General features: G+C 47.4%; 7 protein-coding genes. All 7 read left to right on the top strand.

The genetic code is table 11. From position 1 onward, the window contains the following. Positions 1–10 precede the first annotated feature (10 nt). Positions 11–3,538 carry a BREX system P-loop protein BrxC gene (gene brxC / locus VXK30_RS14565; protein WP_275713591.1) on the top strand — a complete coding sequence of 1,176 codons (3,528 nt, stop codon included), beginning with the start codon at positions 11–13 and terminating at the stop codon, positions 3,536–3,538. 11 nt (positions 3,539–3,549) lie between these two features. Continuing rightward, a complete protein-coding gene (locus VXK30_RS14560; RefSeq protein ID WP_275713592.1) occupies positions 3,550–4,134 on the top strand; it encodes a hypothetical protein in 585 nt (194 codons plus the stop codon). A gap of 18 nt (positions 4,135–4,152) precedes the next feature. After that, complete coding sequence (pglX, locus tag VXK30_RS14555; RefSeq protein ID WP_275713593.1) at positions 4,153–7,767, top strand: BREX-1 system adenine-specific DNA-methyltransferase PglX; 3,615 nt, start codon at positions 4,153–4,155, stop codon at positions 7,765–7,767. Positions 7,768–7,779: 12 nt separating this feature from the next. Next, entirely contained in the window at positions 7,780–9,018 is a 1,239-nt protein-coding gene (locus VXK30_RS14550) for an AlbA family DNA-binding domain-containing protein (protein WP_275713594.1), read from the top strand. Positions 9,019–9,044: 26 nt separating this feature from the next. After that, on the top strand, positions 9,045–11,654 hold the full coding sequence (gene pglZ / locus VXK30_RS14545; protein ID WP_442867955.1) for a BREX-1 system phosphatase PglZ type A: 2,610 nt from the start codon (positions 9,045–9,047) through the stop codon (positions 11,652–11,654). Between the two features lie 21 nt (positions 11,655–11,675). Further along, a complete protein-coding gene (gene brxL / locus VXK30_RS14540; RefSeq protein ID WP_275713595.1) occupies positions 11,676–13,739 on the top strand; it encodes a protease Lon-related BREX system protein BrxL in 2,064 nt (687 codons plus the stop codon). A gap of 151 nt (positions 13,740–13,890) precedes the next feature. Then, entirely contained in the window at positions 13,891–16,293 is a 2,403-nt protein-coding gene (locus VXK30_RS14535; RefSeq protein WP_275713596.1) for an AAA family ATPase, read from the top strand. The last annotated feature ends 270 nt before the right edge of the window (positions 16,294–16,563 follow it).

Below are 16,563 nucleotides of genomic sequence, written 5' to 3'. Positions count from 1 at the left end.
GACAAGCACTATGATGATCCGCGATATGTTTCAAGACAACATCAACCGTCCGATAAACGGCGTTATCAAGGTTGATCAGGATGCTGCTAACGTCGTCGAACAAGAGGTGCATGAGTATGTCATTACAAAAGAACTGAAAAAGCACTTCATTACCTTCTTCAATTATTACGATGACGCTTTTAATACACCGACCTTCGATATGGGCGTTTGGATTTCCGGCTTTTTTGGAAGTGGTAAATCTCACTTTCTGAAGATTCTCTCGTATCTTCTTGAAAACCGGCCTGTGGGCAATACCACTACGGTCGAGCTGTTCCGTCAAAAGTTTTCCGATGACCCCGGAACCTTTATGCTGATCGATAAAGCTACGCACGGTCCAACAGAAGCTATCCTTTTCAACATTGACATCGAGGGCTCCATCAACAAGGACAAAACTGCCGTTTTGCGGGTTTTTGCAAAGATGTTCTACAACCATCTCGGATTCTACGGTGAAAATCTGAAGGTGGCTATGCTGGAAAAATATATTGAGCACAGCGGTAAGACCGAGGAATTCCGCCGCGTCTTTGAACAGAAAAAAGGAAAATCATGGATCGACCAACGCAAGGCGTTTGCGTTCAACGGAAAATACATTATCCCCACGCTGATGGAAGTCATGGACATGAGCGAGGAAGATGCCCGGAACTGGTTTAATGACAAAACCTCTGTCGAGTTCAGCATTGCCAGATTGGTCGAGGACATCAAGGAATATACAGACAGCAAGCCCAAGAATTTCAGGCTGCTGTTTATGGTCGATGAAGTCGGCCAGTACGTCGGAACCGATACGGATATGCTGCTGAATCTGCAATCGCTTACGGAAAAGATCGGCAGTGAGTGCGGCGGAAAGGTGTGGGTCGTATGCACCGGTCAGGAAGCGATAGACGAGATCATCAAAGTTCGCTCGGATGAATTTTCCCGCATTCAGGCTCGTTTCAAAACCCGCCTTTCACTGTCTTCTTCATCGGTTGATGAAGTCATTCAGAAACGTATCCTGAAGAAAAAAACCGAGGTCGCTCCCCGACTGGAGACACTTTATAACGAGAATGATTCTGTGCTGCGCAACCTGTTCAGCTTTTCCGATTCAAGACTGGATATTAAAGGGTTCAGCGGTGCAGCGGAATTTGCAACGGATTATCCGTTTGTGCCTTATCAATTTATCATTATCCAAAAGGTTTTTGCGGAGATCCGCAAGCACGGCAATTCCGGCAAGCATCTGTCAGGCGGCGAGCGTTCTATGCTCTCCGGTTTCCAGGAGTGCGCCCAGAAGGTGCAGGAATGTGACGAGTACACGCTTGTCCCGTTCTTCCGTTTCTACGACACTGTACATACCTTTCTTGACGGTTCGATCCGCCGGGTTATTGAGCGTTGCCAGAGAGCAGCCGATTCCGACGCGGGCATCGAGCAGTACGACGTGGACGTTCTCAAACTGCTGTATCTGATTCGCTATGTGGACGACATCCCCGCCAACCTGGATAATATCATCATTCTGATGGCCGACGACATCCGCACCGATAAGATTACGCTGCGGGCAGCCGTAAGCGCGTCTCTGGACAGGCTACACAGCCAGAACTACATTGGCCGCACCGGTGACACATATAATTTCCTCACGGACGAGGAACAGGATATTCAGCGCGAGGTCAAGAACACGCCTGTCGATACCTCCTCCATTGTGGAGCGGATCGCTCAGATGATTTACGGTGATATTTACACAACAAAGAAATTCCGGTTTGGGAAATACGATTTTGACTTTGACAAGATGGTAGACGGCGTGATCGTCGGTGCGGCCACAGGCGGTATGCGCCTGCGGTTCCTGACGGTCGCAACGGACGCCGTTGATAAATCCGAGCTGCGGCTCATGAGCGAATCTTCCGGCCAAGCGATTGTGGTGCTCGGTGAGACCGATTACTACGAAGCGCTGGAAAGCGCCATGAAGATACGCAAATATGTGAAGCAGCGGAACGTCGCGCAGCTTCCGAAATCTGTGCAGGATATTATCCGCGACCAGCAGGACGAGGCGACTGCCTATGAGCAGACTGCCATGGAGGAGCTGCGCAAAGCGATTGATTCCGCCGAATCTTATGTGGACGGAGAACGTCTGACCTTTAAGGGCGGAGATACCAAAGCAAAGATTGACAGTGCGCTCGAATACCTCGTCTCCCATGTTTACAGCGGCCTTGACCTGATAGAAGAAAACGCGGAATCTGATGAAGACATTGTAAAGATATTAACCGGCCAGGTACAGCAGACGATGGGCGTTCCCAAGAACAGCGGAGCTGCCGCGAAAATAGAAGAACATCTGGAAATGCAGTTCCGCAAGAATCTTCCCACTTCCATGGCCGATATTCAGAGCCGCTATCAGGCAATTCCATACGGCTGGAAAGAAATCGACATTGCCGCAGTCATGGCGCAGTTGATCTACGACCAGAAAGTCACCGTCAAATATGCAGGTACGACGATTCAGCCCAACAACCCGAAGCTGCCGGATATGCTTCGGAAAAAGAGCGAGATCGGCAAAACGATTGTCTCCACAAGGCAGATCGTCACAGCGGCAAAAATGAAGGCCGTCAAAGAGTTCCTCCGCAGCTATTTTGATGTGATGGACGTCCCTGCCGATGAGGACGGTCTGATAGCCTTTATCATCGACAGGTTCACAAAGCAGAAAGAGCATGATGCGGAACTGGAAAAGCGGTACGAAGGTCACAAATACCCCGACCATGCGCTGGTTCAAAACGCCATTACGCTGATCGACGATGTGCTCTCCCAGCAGAAGGATAATATTGCGCTCATTGATCGTGTTCTGAAAAAGGCGGATGACCTGCTCGACAACAAGGATGATATGGCGCAGGTCGAAGGTTTCTTCAAAAATCAGGTTACTGTATTTGATTCTGCGGTGAAGCTGGAACGGGATTTGGCAAACGAACTGGACTACCTTTCCAAAGAGCCAGAAGCCAATACCGCACTGAATCAGATTCGCCTGTTTATCGTCGTGAACGTCGGCGATTCAAAATATGTTTACAAGCGCATTCCCGAACTGAACGACCTGATGCGTACCGTCCACGAGGGACATGACCGCCTGCTCGCCGCTAAGCGCGATGAACTGGTGGAGATTGTCCGTCAGTGTATGGAAGCGATCCACCGCGCGGCGGGAAGCAATCCCGATTGCAAAACTGTTATTACAACGGCAGACACTTTCTATGACCAGCGCAAGCAGAGGATCAAGGAGCTTCAGAGCCTCGCGCTGCTGGACGGCCTTGTTCCCTCCATGCTGGAGCAAAAGGATGAGGCTTGCAGTAAACTGGAGATTCTGAACAAACCGGCTCCGACTCCCGCCCCGACTCCCGCGGGGAAACCGGCGCCAAAAAAAATCATCCGGGCTTATAACCGTCAGATCGTTTTTCCCGCCAAACAGCTTGAAAGTGAAGCGGACATTGACGACTATGTGGAGAAAATGCGCGCACAGCTCAAAGCGTTGATGAAAAACTGCGATGGAATTAAGCTCAACTAAGGGAGCTCAATATGAGTGTTATTTTTGGCATTGAGGAATCTGATGTCATCATCTTATGCGGTGACAAGCGCAGTTCCACAAAAGAGGGAGCATTCATTGACGACAACATGCAAAAAGTGACAGTTATCAACGAGCATCTCGCATTCGCCGCTGCAGGTAATGCTGCCATTGAAAAAGCTGTTACTATTGACAGCGAAAAAATAGGGATGGACGGATTGAATGTAGATTCCTTTCTCAAGGTTATTACTGATTTTTACGCAAGGATAGAAAGCCTACAGTTGGATGTGATAGCGGCGATGCCATTTTGCGCTATTATCGCAGGAAAAGGTAGCAATGGTACATCAAAGCTAATCAGCTTGAGTTATATGCATGGGAAACTCTCGTATAATACCGTTCCGATGGCACTCTACCCACCTTTTGATGTGAGTATGGAAGATTGTGCGCAGATATTTGTCCGGAACTATAAGTTGAACAGGCCAAACTTCTGCGAAAAAACAGCTGCTGAAATTTCTGCTTTGAGTAAGGTTGTTAGTCCTACCGGGCATAAATGGGAATTCCACAAGAAAACCGGCAGGGGTATTCTAACCGAGTTTTAAACACATGGAGGTAAACCCATGGATAAGAACGCAATTAAAAAATACGCTGTCTGGGCGCGGCGGGAACTCATCTCTCGCGTCAGTCAGAAAGCGCAGCAGTTCGGAATAACCGAAAAAGAGATCGTTGACGCCAATGCCGACAGCGTAAACGGGCGTCTGCTCTCTCCAGATGAAAAGAAACAGCGGCAGGCGCTGATCGCAAAGATTAAACGCGAGGACTATGAACAGGTCATGGAAGAAGTGGCCTACACATGGTTCAACCGCTTCTCCGCCCTGCGGTTCATGGAGGTCAATGGCTATCTGCCGTCCCACGTCCGCGTATTCACGGACGACGAAGGGAGCTTCAAACCGCAGATTCTGGCCGAGGCCATTCATCTTGATCTTGACGGGCTGGACATGGACAAGGTCTACGCGCTGAAAGAGAAGAACGACGACGAAGCCCTTTTCAAGTATCTGATTATCACCCAATGCAACGCGCTCTCCGACATTCTGCCCGGTATGTTCCAGCGTATCAGCGACTATACGGAGTTGCTTTTCCCGGACAACCTGCTCCGCGAGGGCAGCGTTCTGGAACAGATGATTATGCTCATCCCCGAAGAAGATTGGAAAGACCAGGTGCAGATCATCGGCTGGCTGTATCAGTACTACAACACCGAGCCCAAGGACAAGGTGTTTGCCGACCTGAAAAAGAACATCAAGATCACAAAGGAGAACATTCCCGCCGCTACCCAGCTTTTCACGCCGGACTGGATCGTCCGCTATATGGTAGAGAACAGCTTGGGCAGACTGTGGCTGGAGCATTTGAAGGCAGAAAATAAACCTGGTTTCTCTTTTGAAAAAGTTGATTTCAGCCATTTCTCATTTGATTCCAGCTCAGCTAAAAAGGCAGAGACCTTGAAAGCAAACTGGAAATATTATCTTGACGAAGCAGAGCAGGAGCCGGAAGTCCAGGCGGAGCTTACGAAGATTCGGGAAAGCTATAAAAGCCTGAAGCCTGAAGACATCAAGTGCATCGACCCCTGTATGGGCAGCGGCCATATCCTCGTCTACATGTTCGACGTACTCATGCAAATTTACAGCTCCTACGGCTATAACAACCGAGACGCGGTGAAAAGCATCATTGAAAATAACCTCTATGGTCTCGATATCGATGACCGGGCGGCGCAGCTCGCTTATTTTTCCGTCATAATGAAGGCTCGGCAGTATGACAGCCGCTTCTTCAGCCGCGAGCTCCAGCCGCACGTCTACGCTATCCGCGAGAGCAACGGGCTTGACCCCGCCATGGTGGAATACTTCGTCCACGGAGACCCGACGCTGAAAGAGGCTATGAACACACTCATCCCCGAAATGCGTGACGCCAAGGAATATGGTTCTATCCTCGATATCACGCTGGTTGATTTTGACGCACTGTATGCCCGCTTTGACGCCATCAGGAATGAGATCAGCATGTTTAACTTACCGATTAACAATGACCTATTGCCCTTTGTTCAGGTGGCGCAGGCTATGACGCAGAAGTATAGCGTCGTCTGCACAAATCCGCCGTATATGGGGTCAAACGGTATGAGTGTTAAGCTTTCCGACTATGTAAAGGGCAATTACCCTGATACTAAGTCAGATATGAGTACAGTTTGCATGGAAAAGACTATTTCCATGTGCAAGTCTTATGGATACATGGCAATGATCAATATTCCTGTATGGATGTTTTTATCCAGCTATGAAAAATTGCGAAAGAGCATTATCAACAATAATACAATAACAAGCATGGTCCATCCAGGTCGAGGTATTTTTGGTTCGGATTTTGGAACCACATCATTTGTAATAGGAAAAGCACACATATCTGGGTATAGAGGTAGTTACCGCCGCTTGTTTGAAAAACTCGTCGAGGTCGAATCAATAGAAGTCAGAGAACAGCGTTTTTTTGAGAACCGTGGTTGTTATACCGCAGCACAAGAAAACTACACAAAAATTCCCGGCTCACCGATTGCATACTGGGTTAGCCAAAGCGTTTATACGGCATATGATAATCAGGCTATTGGTAACACGGTAGTTCCAAGGCATGGGTTGGCAACATCTGACAATGACCGTTTTCTTAAGCTATGGTTTGAAATTAATGTAACAGCAGGAAGTCTTATACAAAGATGCAATTTTAGCAAAAAATGGTTTCCCATAAATAAAGGTGGGGCATACCGAAAATGGTATGGAAATTTGGAATGGGTCATCAATTACAAAGATGACGGGAAGGAAATTAAAGCATATGCCACAAAGCTATATCGAAGTGCATCACGTACAATTCAGAACACACAGTTTTATTTCAGACAGGGGATTACATGGTCTGCGCTAACAAGCGGTTCTTTATCATTTAGATGGACTGATATTGGAGCAATTTTTGGATCAGGTGCACATTGCGCGTTCACCGATGACGATAATACCTTGCTATATGCGTTAGGATTGATGAATAGCAAAGTAAATACAATGTTTCTAAATATTGTATCAGCCACAATGAACAAAAACGTAGATGATATACGAGCTACTCCATTTATTATGGATGCTCAAGCTTTAAAAACAGGGGATAGTCTTGTAAGGCAATGTATCGGTATCTCAAAATCCGATTGGGATTCTTTTGAAACCTCATGGGATTTCAAAACGCACCCGCTTATCGCTGCCTGTGGAAATTATGAAGAAGCGCAGCCGTTGATGGTTTCAGATGATATTGCCGAGGGTACGGTGGTAACTGAATGGAGTAAGACAAGCGCGCCTATCGTTCAAGCCTTTAATGCGTGGGAACGAGAGACTGACAGGCGCTTTAGTACCCTCAAAGCCAACGAGGAAGAGCTGAACCGTATCTTCATCGACATCTACGGTTTGCAGGATGAGCTGACGCCGGAGGAAGATGACAAGGATGTTACCGTCCGCAAGGCTGACCTGAAACGAGACATCAAGAGTCTCCTTTCCTATGCTGTGGGCTGTATGTTCGGGCGGTATTCACTGGATGTGGAGGGCCTTGCCTATGCGGGCGGCGAGTGGGACGCTTCCAAGTACAAGACCTTCATTCCGGACAAGGACAACATCATCCCCATCTGCGACGACGAATACTTTGAGGATGACATCACCGGACGGTTCTTGAAATTCATCGAAACGGTCTACGGCAAAGACACACTGGATGAAAACCTGCGCTTTATCGCCGACGCGCTGGGCGGCAGCGGTCAGCCGAAGAATGTGATCCGCAATTACTTCCTGAACGACTTCTACGCCGATCATCTGAAGATCTATCAGAAGCGTCCCATCTACTGGCTCTTTGACAGCGGCAAGAAAAATGGCTTTAAGGCGCTTATTTATATGCACCGCTACGCCCCGGACACCCTCGCCCGGATGCGCACCGACTATGTGCATGAGCAGCAGGCGCGCTACCACACCGCCATTGCCGATGTGGAGCATCGGATGGAAAACGCCTCCGCTTCCGAGCGGGTGAAGCTGAACAAACAGCTTGCCAAGCTGCAGGATCAGGCGGAGGAAATCCGGCTCTACGAAGAAAAGATACACCACCTGGCCGACCAGATGATCCGCATCGACCTGGACGACGGCGTCAATCACAATTACGCCATCTTTGAAGACGTGCTGGCAAAGATAAAGTGAGGAGATATTACAATGGCGCTATTTGAAGAAATACAAAACCTCGTGGCGCTTCAAACCGAGGGGGACTATTGGGACTTCAAGGAAATGTGGCATAGTAATAAAGCAGATCTTCTTCATGATATTATTTGCATGGCAAATAATCAAATTGGAAGAGATGCCTATATTATCATTGGAGTAAGCGATAGCAAAAGTATCGATGGTGTAAAGGTTAAAGGCGTACCAGATGTCAATAGAAAAGACCAGCAGCATTTAATTGATTTTTTGCGCGGCAAAAAATTTGCAGGTGGTATTCGCCCGACAGTCTATCTCCAAACGCTTAAGCTTTTCAATGAAGATGGGACGGAACATCTTGTTGATGTAATCATAATAAAAAGCACTGCAAATACGCCGTATTTTCTTACTGAAAGCTTCAGGGATAGAGACAGAGAAGTCAAAGCTGGATATATCTACACAAGAATTGGCGATACAAACACAGCAATAGACTCTTTTGCCGATTTGGACAAGATTGAATATTTGTGGAGAAAGAGATTCGGAATTGATCTGTCTGTAAATGAGAAGTTACTGCGCTTATTAGATAATCCAGATGACTGGATAGGCGATTTCAATAATGGCGAGTGTAGGTATCATTCTCTATACCCTGAATTTCAGATTCACATAAGTGATTGTGAAGATGACGATGATTACGGTGAAAACAGCATTGTTAGGAACATCGCCGACCATAATCCCGATAAGAGTTTTGCAGTGAAAGATGTCACTATTACATATCATACAACTATCCTTTATGCAGAGAAGGTGTTGTATCTGGATGGATACAGGCATCTGATACCTTTCCCAGCCACGGACACTGTTTATTTGGGCGGGTATCATGAACTGGAATCAAGCTTGACCTATTTATACTTTGATCTGTCTACAGTAATGGGAAAACTATTTAATTGCTTCGCTGTAACTGAACATAACTGGTATAACGAAAAATGGGATATGAGACCGGGTGTTGCATTTCTTGTGTTTGAGGATGCAACAGACCAAAAAGAATTTAACGAGTTTACCCTATGTCATTTACATGATGTGCTCGATGAATACAATGCGGCGTTAGCTGATAAGGGCTATGTCAATACGACCGAAATGCAGGAATATTTTTGCTTTGGCTGGTCGAAGGCAAATGAAATAAAAGCAAGGTATATGTATGAAAAATACCGAGGTCTCTCATTCCGAAGCCTCGCGGACTATTTACCTACTATAGCCGAAAGGTAAAACACCTTGCAGACGGAGGAAAACAAATGGCAAGCATGGATTTAGATTCCATCATACAGGACTTGAACCGACGCTTTGCGGCTCCGCTGTCGGAGTTTTACCGCCGCCGCATCATTTTCTGGTACGACGAGGACAAGGAGTTCGAGGACAAGATCGACGAGATCGAACTTTCCGACGCGAAGGTCGTGAAGCTCACCGGCGGCAACACCTTTGAAGTGAAAAAGTTGCTGTCCCATGACGACACGGCGGGCAACTATCTTGTCTACCGTCCTTTCGGCATTGAGAAAGAGGACGATGACTGGCTCATCAACATTGAGCTTTACAGCGAGGATTTCCGCGCCGATCTCGGCTCCATCTGGTTGGATGAGATGGGACTTTCCACCTCTCCCATTCTGCACCGGCAGGTGCGGCAGTATAAGAGCTTCTTCTCCGCGAAAGACCGCCGCGCAAAGGTGGCGGCGTTTGCGAAGAATATCGCCACCGCTCCACAGTTCCATCTGGCGGTCATGGCCGCTGCCTGCGGCTTAAAAGATATGCAGCCCAACAGCATCATCCGCGCGGTTCTGAAGGGCGGGCTGGACAAGGACGCAAACACGGTCTATCAGTCTCTGGCGGGCTACAAAGCGCAGAATCCGTTCTGGGCTATGGTCTCGCAAGCCACCGGTTACAAAGACGGCGACGACGTCAACCTCGGCAGACTGGCAATACATATCCTGCTCACCGCCGCGACCCGCACCATGCGGCAGGAATACCTGATGGGGCTGGACAATTTCATTTCCATCCCGCATCAGGCGTATTGCTATGATTTCGTTTCCGAATGGCTGCACAGCGAAGACGCCGCGCGGCTTTATCCGGTTGCCCGTTTCGTGGAGAATGAAACCCGCCTGCCACAGCGCTTCGCAAAGCTCTCGGTCAGCGATCTTGCCGACGCCGAGTGCTTCCCCTGCGTCAATGAGATCATTCTCACCAAGATCATGACGGAGATCGGCAATCAGATCATTCAGGTCGATGCCGTCACCGCTGTGATCGAAAAGCGGCGCACAATGGCATGGTACGATGAAGTCTCCTGCTATTATGACGGTATCATGCAGATGATGAAGATGCAGTCGTTCTTCCATGACCATTCCGCTGGCTTCCATACCGTGGAGCCGCAAAAGATATGGAGAGATTATACCGAAGATTATTACCGGATGGACACCTGTTACCGCAAGTTTCATCTGTGCTATATCCGCTGCCTGAAAGCCTCCAATACTCAGCTTGACGACCTGTTCAAACAGGTGGTTGATCAGGTGGAAGGGCTCTATTCGGTTTGGTTCCTGGGCGGCCTCGCCGGGAACTGGACAAACGCCGCGGGCGACGAACTCGCCCTGAAAGGTCATATTGACAACGTGCCTTTGCAAGAGAGCTTCTATTCCGCAAAGGTAAAATCTGCCGACAGCAAGGTCTATGTGATCGTTTCCGACGCCCTACGCTATGAAGTCGCGGCGGAAATCGCGCAGCTTCTTCGGCAGGAAACGCAGAGCAAAGTCGAGCTTTCCGGCATGATGGGGATCTTCCCGACCATCACACCGTTTGGCATGGCGGCGCTACTGCCTCACAGAAAACTGACGGTTCAGGAGCGCCCCAACGGAACTCTCGCGGTCCTGGCGGATGAAATGTCCACGGATATGACGAACCGGGATAAGGTTCTGAAGGCGGCAAACCCAAACAGCGTGGCATTGCAGTATAAAAACATCATCGGCTTAAAGCGTGCTGACCGACAGGCACTTGTCAAGGGCATGGACGTTGTTTATATCTATCACGACAAGATCGACGAAGCGGCGCACACGTCGGACACTTCTGTCTTCCCGGCCTGTGAGGACGCGGCACAGGAGATCATGAATCTCGTCCGCATCATCGTCAATGAATTCGGCGGAACCAATATCCTGATCACCGCCGACCACGGATTCCTCTATACTTACAGCCCCCTCTCCGAAGACAGCAAAGTCGGCAAGGACAGTTGGAACGGCAGTGATGTGGAATACGGCAGGCGTTATGCGATCCTCCGCGAAGGAACGACGCCGGAATATCTGATGCCGGTAAAATTCATCGGCCAGCCGGCAGGCTATGAAGCCTATGCGCCGAGCGAGAATATCCGCATTAAGATGAACGGCGGCGGCATGAACTTTGTGCATGGCGGCATCAGCCTGCAGGAGATGGTAGTGCCGGTCATTGATTATCACTTCCTGCGGAATGATTACAAGGGCTACCAGCGAGATAAGGCCAGCATCGACACGAAGCCGGTGACGGTCAGCCTTGTTTCCGCAAACCGGAAAATCAGCAACATGATCTTCTCACTGAATTTTTATCAGAAGGAAGCGGTGGGAACCAACAGGACGGCAGCTACTTATCTGCTGTATTTTACTGATGCGGGCGGAAAGATCGTCAGTGACACGGTGAAGATCATCGCCGACAAAACAAGCGGCAACGCCCAGGACAGGAGCTTCCGGTGTACGTTCAACCTGAAGCCTCTCAAGTATGACAATAAAGACAGTTACTATCTGATGATTACAGATGAAACTGGTTTGCAGATGCCGGCGCGCGAAGAATTCCAGATCGATATAGCGTTTGCAGTAGATGAATTCAACTTCTTCTAATGCAGGACAGGGAGGATTGCAATGGAACCGATGGATGATGACCGCAGTACGCGGGAAATAATCAGGGAAAAGCTGCGGCAGAACTTTGACGGCAAGATTGTCCGCAAGGATTTGACCAAGCACATCAAGGAGGGCGCGAATGTGCCCGTCTATGTGCTTGAATTCCTGCTCGGTCAGTATTGTAGCACGGATGATGAAGACACGATAGAAAAAGGCGTACAAAGCGTAAAGCGCATCCTTGCGGATAATTATGTACGCCCGGACGAAGCGGAAAAGATCAAGGCAATCCTTCGCAAAAACGGAAACCATACCGTGATCGACATGGTCACGGTGAAGCTGGACATTGTCAAAAATGCTTTCTTTGCTGAATTCTCTAATCTGGGCCTGACAAAAGTTCCGATTGAAGATGAATATCCGGAGAAGTACGACCGGCTTTTATGTGGAGGGATCTGGTGTATCGTTCAGCTTGACTATGAGTACATAGAAGAAGAGAAGAAGAACGGTATGCCGATTCGGATTCGTAAGCTGACGCCGATTCAGATGCCGCACGTGGACATTGAGGAACTGAAGGCAGGGCGCAAGGCGTTCACAAAAGAGGAATGGATGGACGTGCTGCTGCGCTCCATCGGCATGGAACCGGATGAACTGAACGAACGCGAAAAATGGCTTCTGCTGACGCGCATGATTCCGCTTGTGGAGAACAACTTCAATCTCTGCGAATTGGGGCCGCGCAGCACCGGCAAATCGCATCTTTATAAGGAAATATCGCCAAACAGTATCCTTGTTTCAGGCGGTCAGACGACCGTGGCGAACCTGTTCTATAACATGGGACGCAAAACGGTAGGGCTTGTCGGTCTTTGGGATTGCGTTGCCTTTGATGAAGTTGCCGGAATCCACTTCAAGGACAATGACGGTGTTCAGATCATGAAGGACTATATGGCTTCCGGCTCCTTTGCCCGCGGCAAGGAAGAAAAGGCTGCGTCTGCGTCGATGGTATTCATCGGGAATATCAACCAGAGCGTGGACGTGCTGCTGAAAACGTCGAGCCTTTTTGACCCGTTCCCGCCTGAAATGGGCAAGGACACCGCTTTTCTCGACAGAATCCATTGCTATCTGCCCGGCTGGGAAATCCCCAAATTCCGTCCTGAGCATTTCACGGACGATTATGGCTTTATCACCGATTATCTTGCCGAGTTCATCCGGGAGCTTCGTAAAGAGCAATACGGGGATGCGCTGGACAAATATTATCACCTTGGCAAAAACCTGAACCAACGCGACACCATTGCCGTCCGCAAAATGGTCGGCGGTTTTATCAAGTTGCTTTATCCTGACGGTGTTTATACAAAAGAGCAGTTGGAAGAAATCCTGACTATCTCACTGGAGATGCGGCGGCGTGTGAAAGAGCAACTCAAAAAGTTGGGTGGTATGGAGTTTTATGATGTGAACTTCTCCTACATTGATAATGATGACTTTTCGGAGCACTATGTATCCGTGCCGGAACAAGGCGGTGGAAAACTCATTCCGGAAGGAATGTGCAATCCAGGACAGGTTTATACCGTTTCACAGGGCAAGTCTGGCATGATTGGCGTATTCCGTCTGGAATCTCAGATGCTGCCCGGAAACGGGAAATTCGAGCGGACCGGGCTTGGAAGTGACCGGGAACCAAAAGAAGCATCGAATACGGCGTTCAACTTCTTGAAAGCCAACGGCAATCGGATCAGCGGTTCCATCAGCACGACCACGAAGGATTATATTATCAACTATCAGGACTTACAGGGCATTGGAATGACAAAAAGCCTTGCCTTACCTACATTGGTAGCTCTGTGCTCTATCGCTTTGGGAAAACCAACGCTTGGTTCACTGGCTGTTCTTGGAGAGATCAGCATCAGCGGGACTATGATAAAAGCGGACGAGTTGGCAAACGCCTTACAGGTATGCTTGGACAGCGGAGCAAAAAAGGTTCTCCTGCCGATTACATCAGCCGGCGATTTGGGTACAGTCCCTGCAGAATTGGTCGGCTGCTTCAATCTGATTTTTTATCAGAGTGCAGAAGATGCTGTATTCAAGGCGCTTGGTGTTGAGTGATTTTGGCATAATGTATTACTTCAATGTCCGGAGGTGAAACTGCATGGATAAGCCCCGCACCTACATAAGTTCAAAATCTGGTATGTCAATGGATTAGGGTCAAATGTCAGCATGTTTATGGACGAATTAAGAGGGGAAAGGAAATAAGTTTATGCTTAAAGACATAACAACAATTAAAATGTCAGGAGCAAATTTCGACACCTTGACTTCGTTTGATTTCTTCAATCCTCATGATGGCAATAAAATTAAAACTATTAAAGGTGCGCTTCTTTATGGTAGAAACGGTACAGGTAAGAGCACTATTGCAAGAGCTTTCCGGAAACTTGCCGGAGGGGACGCTCCGGTCATAACCAGCGCGACATTTTTTGATGATTCGGGTCATCCGGTGACACTCACCGAAGAAGAAAAAAGACATATCTTTATTTTTGATGAAGACTACGTAAATAAAAATGTAAGATTACAGCAGGATCACCTTGAAACCATTGTTATGCTCGGGCAAGTGGCCGATCTAACAGAGAAAGTTGAAAAAGCAGGGACTGAGCGAGATACGGCAAAAACTGCTTACGAACAACAGGATGCAGTATACAAGGAATACTGTGATGCGAGCAATATTAAATCCCCAAAGCACTATATTAGCCTTTTGGGGAACGCCCTTCGAGGTGATGACAACTGGGCTGGACGTGACAGGGAAATTAACAATGGCCGACAGAACACCGGTGTGAAAGATGATACGTATAAGAAGTTCGTGATACTTACACCATCCAAACCAAAAACGGAACTGATAGTTGACTATAAAGCAAAACAAACGGAACTTGAAGCTGCGAAAACTGGCGCTACTACGATTGATATAGGAGTTCCGTCGATACCAGATTGTTATAGCACTTATGACGATGAAGCTTTACAACTGCTTCTCGCAGAGAAAATAGAGAAACCGGAACTATCTGAACGCGAGAAGAAACTATTCGAATTGCTACAAGATGGAAGAGGCAATGAGCTATCCCAAAGGCTAACTGTGTTTCGCAAAAATGAAACTATAGAATGTCCGTATTGCTTTCAATCAGTGACGCCAGAGCATAGGCAATCTTTAGTAGAGAGTATTGAAAAGGTACTTAGTAAGGCCGTTGAAAGCCATCAGGAGGTTCTCCGAGGTCATATTTTTGTTCAAATTATCATCGATTTGAACCCATATGAAATGCTTGAAGGTTATCAAGCGTGCGTTGATCTGATTGCAAAAATAAATGCTGAAATCCAGGAAAGCAATGAAAATCTGAAAAAAAAGGTTGAAAATCCCTACGAGCCGATTGTTACAAGAACTACCAGCGTTAAGACTTTGGTAACTCAGCTCATTACAGCTCTCGAGGAGTTGGAAAAAGCGAGGGTTGCGTATAATAAAGCAGCAAAGAAGACTGACCCTATTATCAAAGAGCTGAACCGAATCAATGGTGAGATTGCCCATTATGATGTGGTAAATTTAGCTGCACAGTATGAAAAGCAACAGGTTGAATATGTTGCGGCAGAGAAATTGCGCAAAGAACTCAAATTGGTATATGATATAAAGCAAAAAGCATTTGATGATCTGGAGGCGGAGAGAAAAAATATACGAATTGCATGTGATGCCATTAACGCTTGCATAAAATACATTTTCTTTGCAGATGACAGGTTGAAGATTGAGTATGTCGATGGAGCGTATAGGCTTCTGTCACATGGGAAGAGCGTAAAGCCATGCGATGTGTCTGTTGGCGAGCGTAACATCATAGGTCTCAGCTATTTCTTTACAAGTATTCTTGAAGGTAAGGAAGAGGAACATGCCTACGGTGAGGAGTATTTACTTGTTATTGATGATCCTGTTTCCAGCTATGATACGGAGAACAAGATTGGAATTTTGTCATTCTTGAAATATAAGCTGAGCTTATTTTTAGAGGGAAACCTCAACACGAAGGCTTTAGTGATGACACATGACCTAATGGCATTTTATGATGTTCACAAAGTGTTTGAGGAAATTGTGGATGTATGCAAACAGAAAGGATATCCACAAGGGCCAAAATTCAACCGCTTTGAGATACGAGAGGGAGATCTGAATCCGTTTTGCTACAACAATCGGCAAGAGTATACGGAAATTATCAAAGCAGTTTATACATATGCAGCAGGACAAGCCAACGATTACGAACTAATTATTGGAAATATGATGCGTCAGGCGCTGGAGGCATTCTCGACTTTTGAGTATAAGGAGGGTATAGAGGCAATTTCTACGGATCCACAGATTCTTAGTCTGCTGCCGGAGCCAGAGTATGTTTCATATTATAAAAATTTGATGTATCGATTAGTTCTCCACGGTGGAAGTCACAAGGAAGAACAGATAAAGGCCATGAAGGACTTTCGTTTTTTTAGCCTTATATCGGAAAATGAGAAAAAGAGAACAGCAAAGGATGTCCTCTGTTTTATCTATTTACTGAATAAAAGGCATCTGTTGGAGCACTTGAAAGACTTCGGGAACGTTGAGGCTGAATTGCAATCTTGGTGTCAGGATATCAAGGCCAGAGCGGCGGTAATATGAGTATATTTCGGAAATAGCTCTATTTATTTGACCTCAGGTTGGCGCTTTTAATGCACTTACCATGGCTGGTTGTCCCGGACACTAACAGAGCATCGTTGCCGAGAGATAAGAACTGTTTTTTGCCAGTATGGAGAGGACATTCAACAGGACGAAAAAGGTGACATTTCACATTATGTTGCGGGTGACGTAGAAAAAGGCATAGTGATTGATATTACGGGTGACCAGTTTGATGAATTGGCGATATATGTGGGAGAGCTTGATTGCTTTTAC

It is taken from the genome of Caproiciproducens sp. CPB-2 (assembly GCF_036287215.1).
In the GTDB taxonomy this organism is placed as follows: Bacteria; Bacillota; Clostridia; order Oscillospirales; family Acutalibacteraceae; genus Caproiciproducens.
Note: the sequence above shows the minus strand (reverse complement) of the source record. Positions and strands in the feature narration are given on the sequence as shown.